The sequence below is a fragment of the Bacillus sp. 5mfcol3.1 genome (assembly GCF_900114335.1).
GTDB lineage: Bacteria > Bacillota > Bacilli > Bacillales > Bacillaceae_G > Bacillus_A > Bacillus_A thuringiensis_S.
Window position 1 is genome coordinate 142,468 of record NZ_FOST01000001.1, and the last position, 21,785, is coordinate 164,252.

Genomic DNA, 21,785 nt, shown 5'->3' on the forward strand with positions numbered 1-21,785 from the left:
TTCGGGAAATTATTATTGGAGCATAGTATAGGGGAGATACATATAAAAGAGCGCCATTATAAGCTGTAACGCATAAGTTGCGCAGGAAATGCAACGATAACTAGCTTTACTCTTCATCATTTATTTGAACATAATGGGTATAGAGAGGTGATAAACACAGTATGATTTTTAGTGAGCGTTTAAAAGAAGAAAGGGAAAAAAGAAATTGGTCGCAAAATGATTTGGCTGAAAAAATTCATGTAAGTAGGCAATCTGTTTCGAAATGGGAGACGGGAAAGAACTATCCGAGCATTGAAATTATTATTCATTTAAGCGATCTGTTCGGTATTACAATTGATGAACTGCTAAGGAGTGATGAAGAATTGACGCAGAAAATAATTAAAGATAGTAAGCAATTGGCGTATCCAAAATGGAAGGTGTTTTTTGATAGTCTATTTATGATAGGAGTATTTTTGTTTATTGCAAAAATCGTTGTATGGATGCTAAATAAGTTTGCTGGAGCAAGTATTACAATTGTAGCAGATGCGCCATATGTAATGAATCTTTTGCCCCTTGTATTCATGATTATAGGTGGTATAGGTTCCGATAAGTTGAAGAAAATATATAAATAGAGGAAAGATTTGAAAGAAATCCCCAACACTGGCTGTTCTTTTCACTTAAATTGTGTACTATAAAGGATAGGATGACATAAAGAAGGGGACATTTAGAATGGAATTTCATGAACAGAAAATTTTGCCGGCAGTGAGGCAAATTAAAGATTTGGAAAAGCTATTACATAGTTCGTATGAATATATCGTTATTTTAGATATTCATGTCGGCCAATTGAAGAGTGTTATATCACTTGCGAAGCAATATTGTAAAAAGGTGTTTTTACATGTGGATTTAATTCATGGCTTGCAGAGTGATGGGCATGCGACGGAATATTTATGTCAGGAGTTTAGACCGTACGGGTTACTTTCGACAAAGGCGAGCGTTATTATGAAGGCGAAGCAAAAAGGTGTTGTGGCAATACAACGCATCTTTTTAATCGATTCGAGTGCGATGGAGAAGAGCTGCAATCTTTTAGATAAGACAAAACCGGATTATATTGAGGTGCTTCCAGGAGCAATGACGGATATTATCGCTGAAGTGAAAGAGCGTACTGGTGTACCGATTTTAGCAGGTGGTTTTATTCGTACTGTAGAAGATGTGGAAAGAGCTTTAAACGCTGGTGCGACAGCGATTACGACGTCAAAACGCGAACTATGGAAACATTACCAAAAAAAGTGACGAAAATGTGAAAAAATTCTGTTGACACCGCTTTCATAAGAGGTTAACATTATAGACAAGTTAATAAACGTGACGGAGAAAAGAAGAGATCCACATTTCATTGTTTCTATATAAATTTATATAGAAGCGTGCAAAGCTGTGGGTCTTTTTCTTTTGACAAAAACGAATGGCCATTCATTTTACCTCTATCACATTTGGAAGCGTTTAAATTGATTGTGGAGGGATACTATGTCAGCATTTTTAGGAGAGTTAATAGGGACTGCGTTGTTAATCGTACTTGGTGGCGGCGTTTGTGCTGGTGTAAGTTTAAAGAAATCGTTTGCGAAAGATTCAGGTTGGATTGTTATTACAATGGGCTGGGGCTTAGCGGTAGCGGTTGCAGCGTATGCGGTTGGATCAATTAGTGGGGCACATTTGAATCCAGCTTTAACGATAGGACTAGCATTTAAGGGAGCGTTCCCATGGAGTGACGTACCAGGTTATATCGTAGCACAAATGATTGGGGCAATTATCGGGGCAGTTATCGTATATTTACATTACTTACCACACTGGAAAGAAACAGAAGATCCAGGAACAAAGTTAGGTGTATTTGCAACAGGTCCAGCAATTCCGAACACATTTGCAAACCTTTTAAGTGAAATGATTGGAACATTCGTTTTAGTATTTGGTATATTAGCAATTGGTGCAAATAAATTTGCAGATGGATTAAATCCATTTATCGTAGGTTTCTTAATTGTAAGTATTGGTTTATCATTAGGTGGGACAACAGGATACGCAATTAACCCAGCACGTGATTTAGGTCCGCGTATCGCACACTTCTTCCTTCCGATTGCAGGAAAAGGCGGTTCAAACTGGAAGTATGCATGGATTCCAGTAGTAGGTCCAATTTTAGGTGGATCACTTGCAGGTTTATTCCATCAAGTTGTATTTGAAGGAAAACAAAATTCAGCACTTATTTATGTGATTATCGCAACTGTGATTGTACTAGCAATCTCTTATATGACAAGTAAAAAAAGCGGAAGCAATACAAATAGTAGAAAAGTAGCATAAGGGGGAAACCGATATGAAAAAATATATTCTTTCATTAGACCAAGGAACAACAAGCTCACGTGCAATTTTATTCAATAAAAAAGGTGAAATTGTTCATTCAGCTCAAAAAGAGTTTACACAACATTTTCCAAAGCCAGGCTGGGTAGAGCATAATGCGCAAGAAATTTGGGGATCTATTTTAGCAGTTATCGCAACTTGCTTAAGCGAAGCAGATGTAAAACCAGAACAAATCGCTGGTATCGGTATTACGAACCAACGTGAAACAACGGTTGTATGGGATAAAACAACTAGTAAACCAATTTACAACGCAATCGTATGGCAATCTCGCCAAACAGCTGAAATTTGTGATGAGTTAAAAGAAAAAGGTTATAGCGAAATGGTTCGCGAAAAAACAGGTCTTTTAATTGATGCATACTTCTCTGGAACGAAAGTAAAGTGGATTTTAGATAACGTTGAAGGTGCAAGAGAGAAAGCAGAAAACGGGGATCTATTATTCGGAACAATTGATTCATGGCTTGTATGGAAACTATCTGGTGGTAAAGCACACGTAACAGATTACTCAAACGCATCACGTACGTTAATGTTTAACATTCACGACTTACAGTGGGATGATGAGCTTCTAGACATGTTAACAGTACCAAAGAGTATGCTTCCAGAAGTACGTCCATCATCTGAAATATATGGAGAAACAATTGATTACCACTTCTTCGGTCAAAATGTACCGATTGCAGGTGTAGCTGGTGACCAACAAGCAGCTTTATTTGGACAAGCTTGTTTCGGTGAAGGTATGGCGAAGAACACTTACGGAACTGGTTGCTTTATGTTAATGAACACAGGTGAAAAAGCAGTAGCTTCTGAGCACGGTCTATTAACAACAATTGCATGGGGAATAGATGGTAAAGTGAACTACGCATTAGAAGGAAGTATTTTCGTAGCAGGTTCTGCGATTCAGTGGTTACGTGACGGAATGCGCATGTTTAAAGATGCAAGTGAGAGTGAAGTATATGCCTCTCGCGTTGAATCAACTGACGGTGTATACGTTGTACCAGCATTCGTTGGACTAGGAACACCTTATTGGGATAGTGAAGTACGCGGCGCTATGTTTGGTGTAACACGCGGTACGACGAAAGAGCATTTCATTCGTGCAACGCTAGAATCTTTAGCTTACCAAACGAAAGATGTATTATGCGCAATGGAAGCAGATTCAGGTATTGAACTGAAAACATTACGCGTTGATGGCGGAGCGGTTAAAAATAACTTCTTAATGAAGTTCCAAAGTGATATTTTAGATGTTCCTGTAGAGCGTCCAGTGATCAACGAAACGACAGCTTTAGGTGCAGCATACTTAGCTGGTCTTGCGGTTGGATATTGGAAAAACCAAGATGAAATTAAATCACAGTGGCATATGGACAAACGCTTTGAACCAACGATGGAAGCGGAAACAAGCGAAGAGCTATATGCTGGATGGAAAAAAGCAATTGAAGCAACAAAAGCTTTCAAATAATCATAAACAGTGTTATAATGGTGACAAGTTAATAATTCGGTAGGAGATTTGGAGAGACCACAACGCGCTATAGAGGCGAAATCTATAGCGGAGTTTGTGGTCTCTTTTTTCGTTATCAAAGGGAGGAATTACCATGAAATTTTCAAGTAAACAACGTAAAGACGTATTAAACGGAGTAAATAAACAAGAGTTAGATGTGATCGTAATTGGTGGAGGTATTACTGGTTCTGGTATTGCATTAGATGGAGCAACACGCGGGTTATCAACAATTGTGTTTGAAATGCAGGACTTTGCAGCAGGTACATCAAGTCGTTCAACGAAGCTTGTACACGGTGGTCTACGTTATTTAAAACAACTTGAAGTGAAAATGGTAGCAGAGGTGGGTAAAGAGCGTGCGATCGTATATGAGAACGGTCCCCATGTAACAACACCAGAGTGGATGTTACTTCCGTTCCATACAGGCGGTACGTTCGGATCATTTAGTACATCAATTGGTCTTCGTGTATACGACTTCTTAGCAGGTGTAAAGCGAAGCGAGCGCAGAAAAATGTTTAACCGTGAAGAAACATTAAACAAAGAGCCTCTTGTGAAAAAAGAAGGATTAAAAGGCGGCGGTTACTACGTAGAATATCGTACAGACGATGCGCGTCTTACAATTGAAGTAATGAAAGAAGCAATTGAGCATGGCGCGAAAGCTGTTAACTACGCAAAAGTAGACAGTTTCTTATATAAAGATGGAAAAGTATGCGGTGTACGTGTAATCGATTTACTAGACGGTGAAGTATATGAAGTTTACGGTAAGAAAATTGTAAACGCAGCTGGTCCTTGGGTAGATACACTTCGTGAAAAAGATAACTCGAAAAAAGGAAAAGTACTTCAGTTATCAAAAGGTGTTCACTTAGTAATTGATCAAAAACGTTTCCCACTCGGGCAAGCGATTTACTTCGATACACCAGATAAACGTATGGTGTTCGCGATTCCTCGCGGAGGAAAAACATACGTAGGTACAACAGATACGTTCTATGATAAAGACGCAGCTGTACCACAAATGACAACAGAAGATCGCACATACATCATTAATGCGATTAACTACATGTTCCCAAGCGTGAAAATTACAGAGAAAGACATTGAATCAAGCTGGGCTGGTGTTCGTCCGTTAATTTATGAAGAAGGTAAGAGTGCATCTGAGATTTCTCGTAAAGATGAAATTTGGACTTCTGAATCTGGTTTAATTACAATCGCAGGTGGTAAATTAACTGGATACCGTAAAATGGCTGAAATGGTAGTAGACTACGTAACGAATCTATTACAAAAAGAAGGTCATAGTGCATATCCGAAGAGCGACACGAAACATATGCCAATCTCTGGTGGACATGTAAGTGGTTCACACGGATTCCCAGCATTCGTTGCGAAAAAAGCAGGCGAAGGTACGAAATACGGTTTAACGACAGCACAAGCAGAAGAATTCGCGAAATTCTATGGATCTAACGTTGACGTACTATTCGACTTAGCGAAAAAACATAAAGACGAAGCGAAAGAATACAACATGCCGCTAGACGTTCTAATCCCGCTTGTATACGCAATGGATTACGAAATGACAGCAAAACCGGTTGACTTCTTCGTACGCCGCAGAGGCGCTGTATTCTTCAACATCCACTGGGTATATGAGTGGAAAGAAGCAGTAATCAACTACATGGCTGCGAAACTAGGCTGGAGCAAAGAAGAACAAATGAAATATACAGCTGAACTAGAAAAAGCACTAACAGACGCTGTAATTCCTGTAGATCAACAAGAACAGGCAGCTGCGTTAGCATAAAATAGAGAACCACCTGAAGGGGAGCCTTTAGGTGGTTTTTTCTCTTGACTAAAAATAAATAAAATGTGTTACAATGATGATAGAGTATTTAGTGTGAATTTTGCATAAAATAAAAAAGACAGAAGCCTGAGAAACTTCTGCCTTTGTAACCTAACTTGCTATTGTGGTGGTAGTAGGTGCGGTTATAAGACAATTACATTAACGTTTTAGCCGAGAACCGCCCTTACCTTTTCCACGAAGCAGGGTGGTTCTCGCTTTTTTGTATACAGAAATTAGCCATGGACCGAAGTATCTTCTACCGATGACAACGCCAGCTCCGGTTAGGATACCATACACTAATTTAATTACAAACATCGCGATCATATTATCACCTCCCCCTTTTTTCAAAATGGAAGAGATGATTACCACACCTACTAGTTATAGCTTATTAAGTTACGTATTCATTGTATTATGTTTTAAAATAGGGAACAAGATATATGGATGAAAATTCCTAGTTTTTAAGCAGAGCATTAGTGTCAGGGGACAAGAAGTAAATAAATATTCATAAAAAAACGGTATGGACATTACCATCCGTATTTTTTTATGTATTTATAAAACTTTTCCATACAGTGCGTCGTCTAATATATGGGAAGGAGGAAATGGTGTGGATGAATTAACGGTAGAAGCGTTTGAAATAGAAGATAAGGAACTCCTTATCGATGAAATAATGAACAAGTATGGACAAGAAGTCCTGCAGCTTGTGTATTCATATGTGAATAATAAAGAGGTTGCGGAGGATTTAACGCAAGATATATTTGTGAAATGCTATAAATCTCTTCATACATATAAAGGAAATTCGAATTTAAAAACATGGTTATGGAGAATTGCTATTAATCATTGTAAGGACTATTTAAAAAGTTGGTATAACAAAAAAATTATCGTTACAGAGGATGACTTTACGTATATGGAGAGTCAAAAAGAAAGTGTGGAACAAACTGTCATTCAAAATGCGGAGGACCGTGAGCTCGCTTCTGCAGTAATGAATTTACCGATAAAATATCGAGAGGTCATTTATCTATTTTATTATGAAGAATTATCAATTAAAGAGATTGCTATTGTAATAGACGTGAAAGAAAACACGATAAAAACGAGACTGAAAAAAGCCAAGGAACTATTGAAGAAAGGATTGGAGGGATAATCAAATGGAAGATCGATTAAAAGGCTTGCGAAAATCAATGGAGAATACAACGTTTAAACATTTGAGTTTTTCTGATCAACATCGAAAGCGGGTACGTGAAAAAATCAATCAATCGTCCGAAAAGGAAGAAGATATCCTTTTAGCGGTGTTGCAACTTCTTATGAATGAAAAAACAGGTTATGAATTGATGCAGTTACTGCGGGGGAGAGGAATTCAAAAATTCGAAGGTGATGAAGGATCTCTATACACTTTATTGCATCGTCTAGAACAAAATCGCTTTATCCAATCTAGCTGGGATCATGCGGGAGCTAAATATTATCAATTAAATGATAAAGGAAACAAGATGCTGCGAAAGGCAGAGAAGAATGCTACGAAGGCACGATTTATATTAAAAGGATTAGTACAGGAGTGAGGCGGAATTGAACAAAAAAGGGGAGCGTTTTTTAAAAGAAGTTACGAACCATATTAAATCAAAAGAAGCGAAGGATTTGGTGGCGATGGAACTAGACTTTCACTTAAAACAGGCGAAGAATATGTGGATGGATAAAGGATTAAGTGAGGAAGTTGCTGAAGATAAGGCTGTTGAACAAATGGGAAGTCCGGTCAAACTTGGCGAAGAACTTAACAAACTGTATAAGCCAAAGGTTGATTGGTTTTTAATTGGTTTATTAGTGGCTGCGATGGGGCTAGGGTTTTTGCCGATTATAACTTTTGGACATGCTGACTTATTCATGAATAAGGTGATATTTGTTATTCTCGGTGTTGTAACAGCTATGGGCATGATGCTACTTGATTATCGGAGATTAGAGAAACTTGGGTGGCTGTTTTATACAATTGGCGTACTTATCTTGTTAATGATAAAATGTTTTCCGACTGATTACGTGATTGGGGAAGCAATAATAAAAATTGGCCCCATCAAAATTGACTGTTTAATGACGATGCCATTCTTCTTTCTAGCTTGGGCTTCTTTTTTCAATAATAGTAGGTTAAAGTTTATGCATCTTCTCATATTATACGTATTTTCTTTATATCTATTTTCAACTACATCAATTCTTTTACCAATTTTCATCTACATTACGATGGTATTCGTTATGCTTTGGTGGAGTAAGTTAGGAAAGAACACGGCATGGCTCATTACAATTTTACCAATTTTACCCTTTATTGTTAGGGATCTATTTTCCTGGTCTGCGGTAAAAGAATACCGGATAGCTAGAATTTTAGGATTTATAAATCCAGCGCATGATCAATGGGATTTACGTTTACAAGAGGCAATGTCTTCAGCAGGTTGGTTTGGTACATATGGAAATATAAAGTCTATCCGTGCTGCCCATACTGATTTTGTATTTGCAAGTTTGACTTACTATTATGGATATGTACTTGCGCTAGTTCTTGTCGTGATTCTTTCTCTTTTTGCAGTAAGAATAATGAACATAGCTTATAAAATAAATGATGGTTATGGTAAATTGCTTCTCGTTGGCGGAGTGACTCTTTTTGTAATCCATTTTATTTGTAACGTTGGCATGACCCTCGGGATATTACCACGTGTTTCTATATCATTACCTTTTATTAGCTACGGATTGATACCAACTCTGTTTCATGCATTTATAATGGGAATTGTGTTAAGTGTATATCGACGTAAAAATATTCCTTTTAGAATGAGAAAAACACCTTGATAATCATCAAGGTGTTTTTGTTATAAGCTCAAAACTATCCGAATCAGCCCCAAGCACAAAAGGACTAACCTCGCCAACGCTATAAAGTTGCAATTCATGCATTGCGCGCGTGCAAGCAGTGTAGAACAATCTACGAACACTCTCGTCGCTATATACATCTTTAGAAGCATCGTAAATAATAACAGCATCAAATTCGATACCTTTCGCTAAGTAAGCAGGGATCACAACGATGCCTTGCTCATACTCCGCTGAGTTACTTTTCACGAGTTTAATATTCTCGATATGACGAAGTGCTTCGTAAGCAGCGGCGCTTTCAGCTGCAGATTTACATATAATTGCGATTGTATTGTGCTGCTCTTTTTGTAGTGCAGCAACTTTGGCAGTAATATGTTCGTGCAGTTCGCTGTCACTGGATACTTTCGTCACTGTAGGTTTCTCGCCGTCACGTTCAAAGGCGTGAATGTTTTCTCCTTCCGGTACGAGAGCACGTGTAAATTCAATAATTGGTTTTGTTGAACGATAGCTACGAGTTAAGTTAATGCCGTTCGTTTCATCTGGTCCGTATAAGCTAGTAAGTGTATTGAAATTCACTGCTTCACTCGCATGGGCAAATATCGCTTGGTTAAAGTCTCCGAGTACAGTCATTCTTGCAGCAGGGAAGAGACGTTTTAAAAACTCAAATTGAAACGGTGAATAATCTTGCGCTTCGTCTACGAGTACGTGTTTAATCGATCTATTCGTTTGGAAGCCTTCAATTAACTCTTTTAAAAGTAAAAATGGCGTCGCATCCTCGTAATATAGCTTTCCTTCATCGAGCATGTTTACTGTTAATGAGCAAATGTCATCCCATTCTGTCGGCTTTTCTCCAGTAACCCATGATGCATCTGTGAAGAGTTGTTTATATATGCCTGTGAAATTGATGAAACGCAATGTTTGAACACCTTTACGAAGGGGCTTCAATTTTTTACGGATAATCATACGTCCAAGTACTTTCGTTTCTTTCTCAAAATCATGAAAGGAGTTGTCGTCAAACTCGCCTTTTTTCTGTAAATATTTATAAGCCTTTTGGTATTCATCTTTACTCAGTAATTCAATTTCTTCTTCTACCCAAGGCTTTTTCAGTTCTGCTTTTTCAATTTCATCTATTTGTTTATTTAGCCAATCTGTTAACTTTTCAATTCGATTATGGAAGCGGAGGGAGGAATCAGTATTGTAAAACTGCTCTGTAATTTCTTTAGCAGAGACAATTAACTTTCCTCTAAATTTCATTCCTCTAAATAGCATGCCTGAAGATTCAAGAGATTGTCTGTACGCTCGAATCATCTCGAAAAATTGAGTAGATGCTTTAAAGCGAATGCTCGCATTTCTCGTTTTATAGGTAGGGCTATTCATTTCAGTTAACATATATTCTAATTGTTCATAAGGATCTTCAACATCAAATGACTTGCTTAGTCTATGGTTTAAATATTCTTGGAATGTCACTTGCTGCATATTTTCTTCACCGAGTTCAGGTAGTACGTTAGAAACGTAGCTATTGAACATAGAGTTAGGGGAGAAGAGAATAATTTGATCCGCTTTTAACCATTCGCGATATTTATATAGTAAGTAGGCGATTCGTTGCAGGGCAGCTGACGTTTTCCCACTACCAGCAGCTCCTTGCACGATAAGGAGTCGGCCTTCATCGTGACGAATAATTTCATTTTGCTCGCGCTGAATCGTAGCAACGATGCTTTGCATATGTTTGTTCGTACCTTTTCCGAGCGCTTGTTGCAAGATTTCATCGCCAATTGTAAGGCTCGTATCGAACATAGAATCAATCTCGCCATTTTGAATAATGTATTGTAATTTTTTCTCCACATTACCGTGTATTACGCCGCCTGGTGTACTGTATTCAGCAGGTCCTGGTGGATAATCGTAGTACACACTCGAAATAGGTGCGCGCCAGTCATATATAAGAAAGTTTTCGCCGCTTGCATCAGTAAGTGTAGCGACGCCGATATAAATTTGATCCGCAGCAGATTCTCCTTCTTCTTTGAAATCGATTCGTCCAAAGTAAGGTGCTTTATGCATACGTCTTAATGCGGCAAGTCGATTAAAGGTGTGCTTATGGGTAATTTGTGTGACAGCTAGTGACTGAGCTTGTTGTCTTAAGTTGATAACTGTTTCAAGATAATCATCGAAAGTATCAGTATTCACTTTCACGTCATCCCAAAAGTGTTTACGAATATTGATTACTTCTGCCCGGCGTCTGCCAGTTTCGTTTTCCAGTTTATCAATTTGCTCCGTAATCGTTTCAATTACGGTATCCAATCGTTTTTGCTCTAAATCAAGTTTTTTGTTCATACGTAAGCACTCCTTTAAAAGTGAAAAATAGAGGTTGACTGAAGATGTGTTTTGGTGTACAATTAAGATACGGATAAATACGTTCTTTGTGTTTTTGAAAACGTGTTTCTGTACTAATTTAACATAGTTTTTTCATTTAATCAATGATAATAAGATAAACCTTGGTTCCGTGTGGCGTGGATCGAGGTTTTTTTGTGTTTTTCTTTAAGGGAGAATTGTAATTTTATTGAGGAGAATGTAAGTAAACCAAAGAATAAAATCAGGAATAGGGGGATACTGATGGAAAAATATTTCGAGGAAGCACATCGTTTTTGTTCTCGTAATAGAAAGCACTTAGAAAAAGATGTTGTATGTGGTTGTTTTTATTGTTTGGAAATTTTCAATCCAGACAAAATTACAGAGTGGTGGGATGATGATAACACAGCAGTTTGTCCGCATTGTGGGATTGACTCTATTATAGGGGAAAGTTCAGGATTTAGAATCACAGAAATGTTTTTAAGTGAAATGCATAAAAGATGGTTTTAGTTAAACGAATGACAAAATAAACTTTCGGTAACGAAGATAGTGTAAAACTAGCTAAGATTGTACACTATCCATAAAATGAAAAAGACGTTATCCTTTCTATAGAATCGAAGAGTCAATCATGTAATTTCATTTACCCAATCTGTACACAATTTCCCCCTGGAAGAGGGGATATAAAAAAGCTCGGGCTTAGCCCGAGCTTTTCATTATTTCTTTTCGTCTTTTTTATCGTCAGCTTTTGGCTCTTTGAAAAGATCTTTTAAATCTTTATCGTCAACTTTTACGTCAGCTTTTTTGATTTCTTTCATCATAAGATCGTTCATGAATTGTGCATCTTGTACTTTTTCTTGAGCTAGTGATTTTTTAATATCAGCTTTTGCTTTATCGAAATTTGCATCTGCGTGATTATCAGTTACTTTGATGATATGGTAACCGAATTGTGTTTTTACAGGTTCGCTTACTTCACCTTTTTTCAACTTTTGAGCTGCTTCTTCAAATTCTTTTACCATTTTCCCTGGTCCGAAGAATCCTAAGTCGCCACCTTTTTCTTTTGAGCCTGTATCTTCAGAGTATTGTTTTGCTAATTCTTCGAAAGATTTACCTTGAGCAAGTTCATCTTTCACTTTTTTAGCAGTTTCTTCATCTTTTACAAGGATATGACTTGCTTTAATTTCTTTTTTATAATCCTCGAATTTTGCTTTTACATCTTTATCAGTAATCGATTGTTCAACCGCTTTTTCTTGAGCTAATTGAGCACGTACACTATTTTTTATAGTTTCTTCTTTAATACCTTGTTGTTTCATTAGTGTATCGAATTGATCACCGTATTGTTTTTTCATTTCATCGAACTTTTTGTCTACATCTTTGTCTTCAACTTTGTAGTTTTTAATAAGTACTTTTTCCATAACCATGTTGTTTAGTACTTGTTTACCAGCTTGTGTCTTCATTTGATCGTAGAATTCTTCTTTTGTAATGTCACCAGCTTTAGATGTAACGATTTTGTCTGATGATGATGTTCCACATGCTGATAATGCGATTACACTTGTTGCGGCTAAGGCAAGCATAGCTTTCTTCATTCGATAAACACTCCTACTATTATGTATTTTTAATTTATCCTACACCGATGAATTTTAAATTCATAAGAGCCCGATTAAGTCTCACTGATACTTTTGCTTTTTTGTATTGGTAAAGCGCGCTTAACAGGGCTTACCGTGGCTGAGGATAAAGTTTTGATGAATGTTTTGTTCTATAGTATAAGCAATATGTACAAAATTTAATATATCATATTTCGACGCGTTTTCATATTGATAAAGAAAAATTAACCAGTACGTGTCAGATTTTGAAAGTGTGCCATATTGGGCGTATGCCGCATATACAGAATAGAGGAGGGGATGGGGATGAATTCTCAACTTATTTTATTACTTGTACTGTTTATTTTATTGGTTATTGTAGGTATAATTTGCTTATAGAGGAAAAAAGTGAGGAAGGGGCTTTCCTTCCTCACTTTCCATGAAATATAATTTCTATATAACTAGAAATTAATAAAATTGTTATACATACATTAATAACCCGAAAGACACCGGGCTGGCGGCTCGCAGCTATTTGTTTTCGTTCACACAGTGTATGTGTCATGAAATTCGTGTAAAATATAACAAGAAGTGCGAATGCGACAAAAACAACTGTTATAAGTGTCATGAGGCGAGACCTCCTTTTGGCTAAAATACATATACATATATTGTATCACACGATATTTTGTTCGTGTTACAAAATTCAGAAATAGAAGACTTTGTGTTAGAAAGTGAGGGAGAAAATGGACGTTGTTAGAAGATTAGAACAAGCTGAATACTACGTAGACCTACTATTTAAAATGATTGATGAAGAGAAGTGTCCATTTTATTCTTTGATCATAAAGAAAAAAGCTCGTAAAAAAGATATTGAACGTATACTAAATCTTTGTGAAAAACTGAACGAGCAATATGTAGTGGAGAAAGCAGAAGGGCTTCTTTTGTTCGATGCGCTGTTAGATCAATTTGAAAAAGCGCTTCCACATCAGCTCGAAGTACACGAAACTGCGGAAGCGCTAGCAAAACAAGGTTTATTTAAGCCGCTTATGAATGAATTCTTAAGCATGATTGCGAAAAAATAAATAGATTATTTCTTAACTAACTTTTGATCGGATTCTGTAAAGTTCTCTTCAATATCTTCTAATGATTTCTCAAAAATATCGATAAAGTCTTGTCCGTAAATATTACGCAGGATTGCAATCAGTTCGATATTTTCTGGGAACTTCCCATAAAAATTACGAAGTGCAAGAGCCCCATTAAACACTGAATTATTTTCAGGATCATACTCCTCCATTAAGCGAAGTAGTAATTCTTCCCCTTTGTCTGTAATTTCAATGTACGTATTTCGTTTATCATCTTCCTTTTTTGAGAATACAAGATAGCCGCGTTCTTCCAGCTTTTTCGAGAAGTTAAACGCCGTTGATACGTGCATAACTCCAAACTTAGCAATCTCAGAAATAGAAGCCCCTTTTAAATGATAAGCGATTGTTAAAATATGATGTTCATTAATATTTAAATCGTAAGGTTTAATCCACTGCTGCCAATCTTTCTCTACACATTTCCATAACGCTTTCGATAATTGAGCAATGCGTTGGCTGAAAATCATCGCTTCTTTTACCGAGTAATCTTTTTCTCCACTTTTCATTTACTCACCCACTTTAACATTCTTTTTCATTACTATCTATTATGCCAGTAAAATAAAAATTAATAAAGTCTTTTTGTAAGAATTGTGAAAATTTTTTAACAAAATGACATTCTATACAAATCATGCATAACTATGGAAGCGTTTTATGAGTCGTGAATACATGCGTTGTCCTTACATGTTAATTGATAACATATATTGTAAATGCATAAAAACACGGCATATCTATACGATATGCCGTGTCAAGGTCAATTTATATAAAAAATATTTGTTATATGCAAAAAACTAAGCAGGAATTTGTTTACGCTTTTTCTGGAACAGCTTCTTGTAGTTTCTCAATTGACTTTTGGATGTCCAAAATTTCTTTCTCAATATGGCGCTTGTTTTGAGAAATATCTTGTTTCCAGTTAGAAAGCGTGTCTTGCATGTCATCTTTTAGTTCTTGAAACACTTCTTTACCTTCTGAAGCCGTTTCAACAATTTGACGCTTTAATAATTTCGTATCAGCTGTAATATCAGCTAAAGTCTTTTTAATATCATTTCCTTTTTCTTTTAACTTGCCGCGCATGTCTTTACCAGAAGAAGGAGTTGAGAAAAGAACGGCTAGTCCAGCAACTGCTCCCCCGCAAATAACACCTGTAATAAAGGATTTAGCTTTTGACATAAAAGGAGACCTCCTTATTTTTTGTTCGTATTCATGATGTGAAAAAATATGCATATCTTTCTTATATGTGCTATGCACAAACAATCATCCCTGAGCATTTTAAGTGAAGAAACAAGCCATGCGGAATTTGATGACTTCAGGGAAGTGGCTTGTTATGTATTACGCCTTCTTATAGTGTCATTATTTCACACTATTTGCAATTGTACTTGCGATGTTTTGTAAATTTTCCATAGTGTATTCATTTTGGTGTGATTTCCAAACAGCACCGAAACCATCTTTTTCACCGTAGCGTGGAATTAAATGAAGGTGGAAGTGGAACACAGTTTGTCCAGCTTTTTCACCGTTATTGTTAAGTAGGTTAAAGCCAACTGGATTAAACTCTGCTTTAATCGCATTTGCGATTTTTGGAACGACAGAAAAAATGTGTGATGCGATTTCTGGCGTTAACGCAAAAATGTCTTGTTTATGAACTTTCGGAATAACAAGAGTATGTCCTTTTGTTACTTGACTAATATCTAAAAATGCAAGCACATGTTCATCTTCGTATACTTTTGAGCAAGGGATTTGCCCGTCAATGATTTTACAAAAAATACAATTGTCTGCTGTATGATTCATTGATCTCATCCTTTCAAATATCCTTAGCCGTATTTTACCATAATTACATAAGAGAACAAACACGAAAAACAGGAAGCTGACTCAGCTTCCTGTTTTCTGAAGAGGGATTGAAAAAGCATTATCGTAATTTACGTTTCGCAGACACCTCATTTATTTAAGAAATGCACGGTAAATCGGCTAAAGTTTCTGCCGTAGACACCCCATTTTCAAGTGAAATGAATTGCAATCTTTTTTAAAATGAAATTGTTTATTTTTTAAAACAGTATATGCTCTTTCAGAGACACCCCGTTTCGAAAATGAAACAAATAATCTGGTTATGTGTAAATTTCATTGTCCAACATGGACACCCCATTTCATGATGACTTCACTATGTTGTTGTACTCATCAATTGGTGGTCGCTTTTTCAATGTGTTCCTTCTTCACTAATTATGATGTCCGCTTTCGTAAAAATATATGCTAACAAATTTAATTTTTTTTTAAGACATCGATACTATGTAGTACAGCGCCATTTTTGGTAAGATGAATATAGAATGAATACTAATGAAGAAAGTGGTGTCGTATGAGCGAGTTATTGCGTGTAGAAAATGTTACAGGAGGATATACGAAACGACCTGTATTAAAAGATGTTTCGTTCTCTGTTAATAAAGGCGAACTTGTCGGCTTAATCGGTTTAAATGGAGCTGGTAAAAGTACGACGATTAAACATATTATCGGTTTAATGGAACCGAAAAAAGGAACTGTCACAATTAATGGGAAAACAATTCGTGATGATATGACAGCATACCGTTCTAGTTTTTCGTTCATCCCAGAAACACCTGTATTATATGATGAGCTAACGCTAGAAGAACATTTGAAGCTAACAGCGATGGCGTACGGTGTCGATGAAAAACAATATGAAGAACGTGTAGGACAACTATTACATGAATTTCGCATGAAAAATCGTTTAAAATGGTTTCCATCTCATTTCTCAAAAGGGATGAAACAAAAAGTAATGATTATGAGCGCGTTTTTAGTTGAGCCATCTCTTTACATAGTAGACGAACCTTTCGTTGGATTAGATCCGTTAGCAATTCAATCACTCCTTCAAATGATGGATCAAATGAAAAAGAGTGGCGCCGGCATTTTAATGAGCACACATATTTTAGCGACGGCAGAGCGTTATTGTGATTCGTTCATTATTTTGCATCAAGGTGAAGTAAGAGCGAAGGGAACGTTATCTGAGCTGCAATCACAGTTTAATATGCCAGGTGCAACGTTAGATGATATTTACATCGCGCTAACAAAGGAAGAAGATTATGAATAGCACAGCATTATGGAAAGAACGATTTCGTCACTTTCTAAAAGAAGTTCGTACATATAGTAAATACGTATTTAATGATCATTTGAAATTTATTTTTGTATTTATCATCGGCGCAGGAGCGTATTATTACCAGCAATGGTTACAAACGTTAACACCTTCGTTTCCGACAGCGCTTGTTATGGCAGTGTTGCTTGGACTCGTGTTAACAGCTGGATCCATTCAAACGTTATTAAAAGAAGCGGATCTCGTTTACTTACTGCCAGTTGAAGAAAAGTTAAAACCTTACTTCACCAAGTCATTTCTTTTTACATTTATGATTCAGTTATACATAATTGCAATCGTAGCAGCTGCGCTTGCTCCGTTATACTTCCAACAAATGAAGCAAACAGGTGCTGGCTACATATGGATTGTCCTCGCATTTGTCATTGTAAAAGCGTGGAATTTATTCGTCGCGTGGGAAAAGTCATTTTTAACAGATCAAAATATACAAAGGGCTGATTGGTTTATTCGTTTTATCTTAAACGGTTTATTTGTATATTTCCTTGTAGAACGTACTTCAGTTCTTGTTATTAGCGGAATCGTTCTGCTCATGGTGTTATATCTTGCTATCATGCATCAAATGGTAAAAGGAAAGCCGCTAAACTGGGAGTATTTAATTTCTGAAGAAGGTAAGAAGATGATGCTGCTGTACCGAATTGCGAATATGTTCGTTGATGTACCAGCATTAAAAGAAAGAGTATCACGTAGAAAATGGCTTGATTTCATTCTTTCGATAATCGGCGAAAAGCGTACATATTTATACTTATATACGAGAACGTTTTTAAGATCAGGTAACTATTTTGGATTATATGTGCGTTTGCTCGCTCTTGGAGGAGTTATTCTTTACTTCATTCCATTTTTATATGGGCGATTTATCGTAAGTTTTATCTTCCTATACTTAATCGGCTATCAGCTATTAACTTTATGGAAACATCACCGCATGAAAATTTGGCTTGATTTGTATCCAGTAAAGGTAGATGAAAAGAAGAAAGATTTTCTTACTTTATTAAATGCGATTCTAATCATCGGGAGCGTAATCTTTACAGTTATATTTGCACTAGCAACGAAAGATTTCATGATGACAGGAATTTTACTTATCGTAAGCATATTATTTAGTATCGGTTTTGTTTACCAATACGGGGCGAAGCGCATTGAGCGTTTAAATTGAAAGGAATGAACCTATGATTACATACGAAGAGAAAGTTATAAAAGAATTGGAGCAGTGGAAAGCTACATTCATGAAAGATTCTTCTATGATGACACGGTTCTCCAAAAAAGTGCAGACGAAAGTGCAACAGCTCATTCCGGGGAAAGTACAAAAAGTGCTAACAGAGACGATCCGGATGATGGTGCAAACGATCAGCGCCGGGTCAAACTTTATAAAGCCGAAGCTAAAAGAGACGACATGGTCACTGCAAAGACGTGACGACGAAGTTCGTAAAAAAATGGATGAGTACAAAAAAATAGCAGCGGCAGAAGGGGCTGGGACGGGAGCGGGTGGTATTCTCCTTGGCCTTGCTGACTTTCCGCTTTTACTCGGCATTAAAATTAAATTTTTATTCGATGCAGCAACATTGTACGGATTTGATACGAGCGACAAAGAAGAGCGCCTTTTTATCCTTCACGTTTTCCAGCTTGCCTTTTCAAGTGACGACCACCGAAAAGAAATATGGAAAGCAATCGAAACATGGGATACAGAAGAAGAAAATCATATGGACTGGGAAAAGTTCCAAACAGAGTACCGAGACTATATCGATTTAGCAAAAATGCTTCAGCTCGTACCCATAATCGGTGCCCCAGTCGGCGCGTATGCGAACTATCAATTACTGCAAAGACTTGGGGAAGTAACGATGAATTGTTATCGTATGCGGTTGCTGAATAGGGATTAAAAAGAAGGCGTCCTACATGTGTAATGTAGGACGCCTTTTCTTAGAAGCTAAGTCCGATATAGCTAACTCCAACTATAATCAATACGATAAAAAGTACAATGATTAATGAAAATCCGCTCTTACCAGCTTGTCCCGCTTCACCGCCGCCATTACCACCAAGTCCCATATGATATCCTCCTTATTGTTATATATTGCTTTTACTTTATAACTTTCTGTATTTTTCAATAAATACCTTATGTAGTGCTAACTAAATTGAAAATCATTTCGTTTTGTTTTATAATTAACTTACCGACCGGTAAGTAAAAATAAGTGAGGTACAGTATGACGAAGAATTTACAAACATCGCAGAACATTGTAGAGGCATCATTTAAACTTATGGCAGAACACGGCATTGAGAAGATGAGTCTTTCCATGATTGCGAAAGAGGTAGGTATTTCAAAACCGGCTATTTACTATCATTTTTCTTCTAAAGAAGCGTTAGTTGATTTTTTATTTGAAGAAATTTTTTCTGGGTATCATTTCGTGAATTATTTTGATAAAGAGCATTATACGAAAGAAAACTTTGCAGAAAAGTTAATTTCAGATGGTTTACATATGCTCTCTGAATATGAAGGGCAAGAAGGAATATTACGTGTTATAAATGAATTTATCGTAACTGCATCGCGAAATGAAAAGTATCAGAAACGCTTATTTGAAATACAAGAAGATTTCTTAAATGGTTTCTACGATTTATTGAAGAAGGGTGTGGAACTTGACGTTGTGTCACAACAGGCAACGGAAGAAAATGCTCATACGTTAGCGCTCGTAATCGATAATATGAGTAATTACATGCTCATGGGATTCCAGTTAAAGTATAAAGAAATTTGGATTCGAAATGTGAAAAACGTCATGAAGGAGGAGTAAAGATGAAAATGCAAAAAAACTGGTGGCTCGGTTTTCTTGGATTTATTGGGATTTATAAAATACCAGGTATGATTGAAGCTTTTCAAGCGGATGGAAGTTGGCTAAAGTTAATCGGTTTCATTTGGTTACTTTGGTTCGGATATTTTATTCCGGAGAAGAAAGAAGATTAAATTTTAATTTTCTGTAAAGTTATGTAAAATATAGATTGAGAGAATTCATATATTAGATTACTAGATTTGGAGTGGTTACATGGATCCATTGAAAAATGAAATTCACCCTGACATGGTCAAGGTGTGGAAAGTTCGTGCTGTAATTGAAGAAGGGATCGGTATACTCGTTATTTTAGCTTACCTTTTCCTCATGATAAAGTTTGATTGGTGGGCGTGGATTTTGTATGTGATGATTGGGCTAACAGTTGTGTTCGCACCATTTGCGTACTTCTTATTCCCGAAACTACGTCAACGTTATTACAGCTACCAACTAAATGAAGAAGAGCTTGAAATTCAGCATGGTCTTTTTGTCGTAAAGCGCGTATTAGTACCGATGATTCGTGTGCAGCACGTAACGATTGAACAAGGACCAATTATGAGAAAATATGGCTTAGCAGAATTACACATTTCAACGGCAGCAACTTCTCACAGCATCCCAGGCTTAACGATGTATGAAGCAGAAATGTTGAAAACGAAAATCGCAGAATTAGCGAAAGTGAGTGATGAGGATGTATAAGAGGCAGCATCCAATCACGATGTTATTAGAATTAAAAATAACAGATTTTATACCACTCATTATTTTCATGTTTAGCTTAAACGGAAAATTCCCGTTTTGGTATTTAATTCCCGCAGCATTTGGTTTACTCACCGTTTTTTCAGCATTTGAAAAATGGTATTACACAACATATTGGGTTGAAAATAACGTATTACATGTGAAAAAAGGTCTCTTCGTGAAAAAGGAGAGCTACTTAAATAAAGAACGTGTTCAAACGATTAATACAAGTTCTAACGTACTATATCAAATGCTCGGTTTAAAAAAAATTCAGATTGAAACAGCTGGTGGGGGCGATGAAGCAGAAGTTAGCTTAGCTGGTATTACGGCAGAAGAAGCGGCGGAGCTTATTACTTTGCTAAATGAGCCAACTCCAGAAGTGAAAGCAGAAGGAACGTTAGACGAAGCAACAGAAAATGTAGTAGAAAAAGAAATTGTTACAGAAGAAAAACAAGCGACAGAATATAAATTAACTTGGAAAGAGATTTTATTAGCATCTGTTACATCTGGTCAATTTGGACTATTATTCTCTTTAATCTTTTTCGTTTATCACCAAGTAGATGAGTACATTCCGAAATGGATAGAGAATGGCGTAAAGTCGTATGTAATGGAACATGATATATATGGCTGGATTTTCATGGTAGCCATGTTACTCGTTCTTTCTTGGATTATATCTACAATCGGTTACGCGTTAAAACATGGCGATTTCACAGTGAATCGAAGAAATGACGAAGTCCGCATTTCGCAAGGATTGCTTGAGAAAAAAGAGCTCGTACTAAAATTGCATCGTATTCAAGGTATTACGATAAAAGAAAGTATTTTACGCCAACCATTCGGTTATTGTGCTGTGCAAGTAGAAGTCATTCAAAGTAAAGGAATGAGTGACGAAAAAGAAAAGGTTACACTGCACCCAATCATTCGAAAAGATCGAGTACAACAGTTACTCGCCCATTTACAATTACCATACGAACTGAATGCAAACATTATTGCATTACCAAAAGCAGCATTACGCCGCTATCTCATTGATAGTTTCATTTTCTTCGCAATGCTAGCAATCCCGTTTATTGGAATAAGTATATACTCTGAAAAGCACTTCATCATGTGGGCATTAATTCCGCTCGCGATCCTCATCTTTACACTTGGATACGCAACATTTAAAACAAATGGTTACAGGGTTAACGGAGAACAAATTACACTTGTCTATCGTAGCGTCGGAAAATATACAGGACTTATTAGAAGAAGACATGTCCAATCAATGGAGAAGACACAATCATATTTCCAGCGCCGTGCGGATTTATGTACGTATAAGTTTTCGAGTGCATCATCTAGTTATAAAATAGAGCATACGAGAGTAGAAGATGCGGAGAGAATGCAGAATTGGTATAAGAAGAAGTTAAGTGAGAAATAACTTGAGAAAGCTTGCCTATTATGAAGGGCAAGCTTTTTTGTTATAGGGAAAAGAGTCGTTTAATCCATATATTAGTACAACTACAGCACACATGTATCAATACGTATGCAAAAAGGAGTATGCTTCTATTTCAGGGGAATCTGTG

General features: G+C 36.7%; 26 protein-coding genes. 18 read left to right on the forward strand and 8 right to left on the reverse strand.

Annotated features, from left to right (window positions below; translation table 11 throughout):
- Nucleotides 1-161 precede the first annotated feature (161 nt).
- From BM089_RS00740 to glpD, 5 genes are all read left to right on the forward strand, one after another.
- Entirely contained in the window at nt 162-611 is a 450-nt protein-coding gene (locus BM089_RS00740; protein WP_069355155.1) for a helix-turn-helix domain-containing protein, read from the forward strand.
- A gap of 97 nt (nt 612-708) precedes the next feature.
- The gene (gene glpP / locus BM089_RS00745) at nt 709-1,269 is read left to right on the forward strand and encodes a glycerol uptake operon antiterminator GlpP (protein ID WP_000394286.1); all 561 of its coding nucleotides are present in this window, start codon (nt 709-711) and stop codon (nt 1,267-1,269) included.
- 228 nt (nt 1,270-1,497) lie between these two features.
- Nucleotides 1,498-2,319, forward strand: coding sequence for a glycerol uptake facilitator protein GlpF (gene glpF / locus BM089_RS00750; protein ID WP_001272200.1), 822 nt, complete (start codon nt 1,498-1,500; stop codon nt 2,317-2,319).
- A 13-nt stretch (nt 2,320-2,332) separates the two neighbouring features.
- Nucleotides 2,333-3,823 carry a glycerol kinase GlpK gene (glpK, locus tag BM089_RS00755; RefSeq protein WP_000760007.1) on the forward strand — a complete coding sequence of 497 codons (1,491 nt, stop codon included), beginning with the start codon at nt 2,333-2,335 and terminating at the stop codon, nt 3,821-3,823.
- A gap of 133 nt (nt 3,824-3,956) precedes the next feature.
- On the forward strand, nt 3,957-5,639 hold the full coding sequence (glpD, locus tag BM089_RS00760) for an aerobic glycerol-3-phosphate dehydrogenase (RefSeq protein ID WP_090975733.1): 1,683 nt from the start codon (nt 3,957-3,959) through the stop codon (nt 5,637-5,639).
- Between the two features lie 198 nt (nt 5,640-5,837).
- Here the strand turns inward: glpD and BM089_RS30905 are convergent, their stop codons facing one another.
- Nucleotides 5,838-6,002 carry a hypothetical protein gene (locus BM089_RS30905; RefSeq protein WP_000561150.1) on the reverse strand — a complete coding sequence of 55 codons (165 nt, stop codon included), beginning with the start codon at nt 6,000-6,002 and terminating at the stop codon, nt 5,838-5,840.
- A 280-nt stretch (nt 6,003-6,282) separates the two neighbouring features.
- On the opposite strand from BM089_RS30905, the gene BM089_RS00770 reads away from it, so the two are divergent.
- From BM089_RS00770 to BM089_RS00780, 3 genes are read left to right on the forward strand one after another with little or no spacing between them, the layout of a single operon-like run.
- The gene (locus tag BM089_RS00770) at nt 6,283-6,816 is read left to right on the forward strand and encodes a sigma-70 family RNA polymerase sigma factor (protein WP_090975735.1); all 534 of its coding nucleotides are present in this window, start codon (nt 6,283-6,285) and stop codon (nt 6,814-6,816) included.
- A gap of 4 nt (nt 6,817-6,820) precedes the next feature.
- Nucleotides 6,821-7,228, forward strand: coding sequence for a PadR family transcriptional regulator (locus tag BM089_RS00775; protein ID WP_002159014.1), 408 nt, complete (start codon nt 6,821-6,823; stop codon nt 7,226-7,228).
- Nucleotides 7,229-7,235: 7 nt separating this feature from the next.
- Nucleotides 7,236-8,489 (forward strand): FtsW/RodA/SpoVE family cell cycle protein, encoded by a 1,254-nt coding sequence (locus tag BM089_RS00780; protein WP_090975737.1) that lies wholly within the window; start codon nt 7,236-7,238, stop codon nt 8,487-8,489.
- A gap of 6 nt (nt 8,490-8,495) precedes the next feature.
- Here BM089_RS00780 and helD read toward each other — a convergent pair whose 3' ends face one another.
- A complete protein-coding gene (helD, locus tag BM089_RS00785; protein ID WP_090975739.1) occupies nt 8,496-10,832 on the reverse strand; it encodes an RNA polymerase recycling motor HelD in 2,337 nt (778 codons plus the stop codon).
- A 279-nt stretch (nt 10,833-11,111) separates the two neighbouring features.
- Between helD and BM089_RS00790 the strand changes: the two genes are divergently transcribed.
- Complete coding sequence (locus BM089_RS00790) at nt 11,112-11,357, forward strand: cytoplasmic protein (RefSeq protein WP_090975741.1); 246 nt, start codon at nt 11,112-11,114, stop codon at nt 11,355-11,357.
- 203 nt (nt 11,358-11,560) lie between these two features.
- Here BM089_RS00790 and prsA read toward each other — a convergent pair whose 3' ends face one another.
- Nucleotides 11,561-12,430, reverse strand: a complete 870-nt coding sequence (gene prsA, locus BM089_RS00795; protein ID WP_090975743.1) for a peptidylprolyl isomerase PrsA — start codon at nt 12,428-12,430, stop codon at nt 11,561-11,563.
- A gap of 279 nt (nt 12,431-12,709) precedes the next feature.
- Here prsA and BM089_RS31845 point away from each other — a divergent pair, with 279 nt between their 5' ends.
- Complete coding sequence (locus BM089_RS31845) at nt 12,710-12,823, forward strand: hypothetical protein (RefSeq protein WP_002023459.1); 114 nt, start codon at nt 12,710-12,712, stop codon at nt 12,821-12,823.
- Between the two features lie 31 nt (nt 12,824-12,854).
- On the opposite strand, the gene BM089_RS00805 is transcribed toward BM089_RS31845, so the two are convergent.
- Nucleotides 12,855-13,049, reverse strand: coding sequence for a hypothetical protein (locus BM089_RS00805; RefSeq protein ID WP_000172690.1), 195 nt, complete (start codon nt 13,047-13,049; stop codon nt 12,855-12,857).
- Between the two features lie 115 nt (nt 13,050-13,164).
- On the opposite strand from BM089_RS00805, the gene BM089_RS00810 reads away from it, so the two are divergent.
- A complete protein-coding gene (locus BM089_RS00810; protein ID WP_000383655.1) occupies nt 13,165-13,500 on the forward strand; it encodes a DUF1878 family protein in 336 nt (111 codons plus the stop codon).
- Nucleotides 13,501-13,505: 5 nt separating this feature from the next.
- On the opposite strand, the gene BM089_RS00815 is transcribed toward BM089_RS00810, so the two are convergent.
- From BM089_RS00815 to BM089_RS00825, 3 genes are all read right to left on the reverse strand, one after another.
- Nucleotides 13,506-14,063 carry an HTH-type transcriptional regulator Hpr gene (locus BM089_RS00815; RefSeq protein WP_000834924.1) on the reverse strand — a complete coding sequence of 186 codons (558 nt, stop codon included), beginning with the start codon at nt 14,061-14,063 and terminating at the stop codon, nt 13,506-13,508.
- A 298-nt stretch (nt 14,064-14,361) separates the two neighbouring features.
- Nucleotides 14,362-14,724 (reverse strand): YtxH domain-containing protein, encoded by a 363-nt coding sequence (locus BM089_RS00820; RefSeq protein WP_000030302.1) that lies wholly within the window; start codon nt 14,722-14,724, stop codon nt 14,362-14,364.
- 180 nt (nt 14,725-14,904) lie between these two features.
- Nucleotides 14,905-15,339 carry an HIT family protein gene (locus BM089_RS00825; RefSeq protein WP_001016835.1) on the reverse strand — a complete coding sequence of 145 codons (435 nt, stop codon included), beginning with the start codon at nt 15,337-15,339 and terminating at the stop codon, nt 14,905-14,907.
- A 559-nt stretch (nt 15,340-15,898) separates the two neighbouring features.
- On the opposite strand from BM089_RS00825, the gene ecsA reads away from it, so the two are divergent.
- The 3 genes from ecsA to ecsC are packed head-to-tail and all read left to right on the forward strand — an operon-like array spanning nt 15,899 to nt 18,567.
- A complete protein-coding gene (gene ecsA / locus BM089_RS00835; protein ID WP_001292598.1) occupies nt 15,899-16,642 on the forward strand; it encodes an ABC transporter ATP-binding protein EcsA in 744 nt (247 codons plus the stop codon).
- Entirely contained in the window at nt 16,635-17,846 is a 1,212-nt protein-coding gene (ecsB, locus tag BM089_RS00840; protein ID WP_090975745.1) for an ABC transporter permease EcsB, read from the forward strand. Before ecsA ends, ecsB begins: the two co-directional genes overlap by 8 nt.
- Nucleotides 17,847-17,859: 13 nt before the next feature.
- Nucleotides 17,860-18,567 carry an ecs operon protein EcsC gene (gene ecsC, locus BM089_RS00845; protein WP_065228424.1) on the forward strand — a complete coding sequence of 236 codons (708 nt, stop codon included), beginning with the start codon at nt 17,860-17,862 and terminating at the stop codon, nt 18,565-18,567.
- A 40-nt stretch (nt 18,568-18,607) separates the two neighbouring features.
- On the opposite strand, the gene BM089_RS00850 is transcribed toward ecsC, so the two are convergent.
- Nucleotides 18,608-18,733, reverse strand: a complete 126-nt coding sequence (locus tag BM089_RS00850) for a YjcZ family sporulation protein (RefSeq protein ID WP_000522756.1) — start codon at nt 18,731-18,733, stop codon at nt 18,608-18,610.
- Nucleotides 18,734-18,888: 155 nt separating this feature from the next.
- Between BM089_RS00850 and BM089_RS00855 the strand changes: the two genes are divergently transcribed.
- The 4 genes from BM089_RS00855 to BM089_RS00870 all read left to right on the forward strand — a co-directional run bounded on the left by BM089_RS00855 (nt 18,889) and on the right by BM089_RS00870 (nt 21,640).
- On the forward strand, nt 18,889-19,470 hold the full coding sequence (locus BM089_RS00855) for a TetR/AcrR family transcriptional regulator (protein ID WP_000164846.1): 582 nt from the start codon (nt 18,889-18,891) through the stop codon (nt 19,468-19,470).
- Between the two features lie 2 nt (nt 19,471-19,472).
- A complete protein-coding gene (locus BM089_RS30910; protein ID WP_000783806.1) occupies nt 19,473-19,640 on the forward strand; it encodes a hypothetical protein in 168 nt (55 codons plus the stop codon).
- A gap of 79 nt (nt 19,641-19,719) precedes the next feature.
- A complete protein-coding gene (locus tag BM089_RS00865) occupies nt 19,720-20,196 on the forward strand; it encodes a PH domain-containing protein (protein WP_000371357.1) in 477 nt (158 codons plus the stop codon).
- On the forward strand, nt 20,189-21,640 hold the full coding sequence (locus BM089_RS00870) for a PH domain-containing protein (RefSeq protein ID WP_090975747.1): 1,452 nt from the start codon (nt 20,189-20,191) through the stop codon (nt 21,638-21,640). The genes BM089_RS00865 and BM089_RS00870 overlap by 8 nt, the downstream gene beginning before the upstream one ends.
- Nucleotides 21,641-21,785 lie beyond the last annotated feature (145 nt).

Coding starts and splice junctions, on each gene's coding strand:
- BM089_RS00855 (WP_000164846.1), top strand. CDS start 18,889: ATGACGAAGAATTTACAAACATCGCAGAACATTGTAGAGGCATCATTT.
- BM089_RS00870 (WP_090975747.1), top strand. CDS start 20,189: ATGTATAAGAGGCAGCATCCAATCACGATGTTATTAGAATTAAAAATA.
- glpF (WP_001272200.1), top strand. CDS start 1,498: ATGTCAGCATTTTTAGGAGAGTTAATAGGGACTGCGTTGTTAATCGTA.
- BM089_RS00825 (WP_001016835.1), bottom strand. CDS start 15,339: ATGAATCATACAGCAGACAATTGTATTTTTTGTAAAATCATTGACGGG.
- BM089_RS00740 (WP_069355155.1), top strand. CDS start 162: ATGATTTTTAGTGAGCGTTTAAAAGAAGAAAGGGAAAAAAGAAATTGG.
- BM089_RS30910 (WP_000783806.1), top strand. CDS start 19,473: ATGAAAATGCAAAAAAACTGGTGGCTCGGTTTTCTTGGATTTATTGGG.
- BM089_RS00805 (WP_000172690.1), bottom strand. CDS start 13,049: ATGACACTTATAACAGTTGTTTTTGTCGCATTCGCACTTCTTGTTATA.
- BM089_RS00820 (WP_000030302.1), bottom strand. CDS start 14,724: ATGTCAAAAGCTAAATCCTTTATTACAGGTGTTATTTGCGGGGGAGCA.
- prsA (WP_090975743.1), bottom strand. CDS start 12,430: ATGAAGAAAGCTATGCTTGCCTTAGCCGCAACAAGTGTAATCGCATTA.
- BM089_RS00865 (WP_000371357.1), top strand. CDS start 19,720: ATGGATCCATTGAAAAATGAAATTCACCCTGACATGGTCAAGGTGTGG.
- ecsC (WP_065228424.1), top strand. CDS start 17,860: ATGATTACATACGAAGAGAAAGTTATAAAAGAATTGGAGCAGTGGAAA.
- BM089_RS30905 (WP_000561150.1), bottom strand. CDS start 6,002: ATGATCGCGATGTTTGTAATTAAATTAGTGTATGGTATCCTAACCGGA.
- glpP (WP_000394286.1), top strand. CDS start 709: ATGGAATTTCATGAACAGAAAATTTTGCCGGCAGTGAGGCAAATTAAA.
- ecsA (WP_001292598.1), top strand. CDS start 15,899: ATGAGCGAGTTATTGCGTGTAGAAAATGTTACAGGAGGATATACGAAA.
- BM089_RS00850 (WP_000522756.1), bottom strand. CDS start 18,733: ATGGGACTTGGTGGTAATGGCGGCGGTGAAGCGGGACAAGCTGGTAAG.
- helD (WP_090975739.1), bottom strand. CDS start 10,832: ATGAACAAAAAACTTGATTTAGAGCAAAAACGATTGGATACCGTAATT.
- glpD (WP_090975733.1), top strand. CDS start 3,957: ATGAAATTTTCAAGTAAACAACGTAAAGACGTATTAAACGGAGTAAAT.
- BM089_RS00790 (WP_090975741.1), top strand. CDS start 11,112: ATGGAAAAATATTTCGAGGAAGCACATCGTTTTTGTTCTCGTAATAGA.
- glpK (WP_000760007.1), top strand. CDS start 2,333: ATGAAAAAATATATTCTTTCATTAGACCAAGGAACAACAAGCTCACGT.
- BM089_RS00810 (WP_000383655.1), top strand. CDS start 13,165: ATGGACGTTGTTAGAAGATTAGAACAAGCTGAATACTACGTAGACCTA.
- BM089_RS00775 (WP_002159014.1), top strand. CDS start 6,821: ATGGAAGATCGATTAAAAGGCTTGCGAAAATCAATGGAGAATACAACG.
- ecsB (WP_090975745.1), top strand. CDS start 16,635: ATGAATAGCACAGCATTATGGAAAGAACGATTTCGTCACTTTCTAAAA.
- BM089_RS00815 (WP_000834924.1), bottom strand. CDS start 14,063: ATGAAAAGTGGAGAAAAAGATTACTCGGTAAAAGAAGCGATGATTTTC.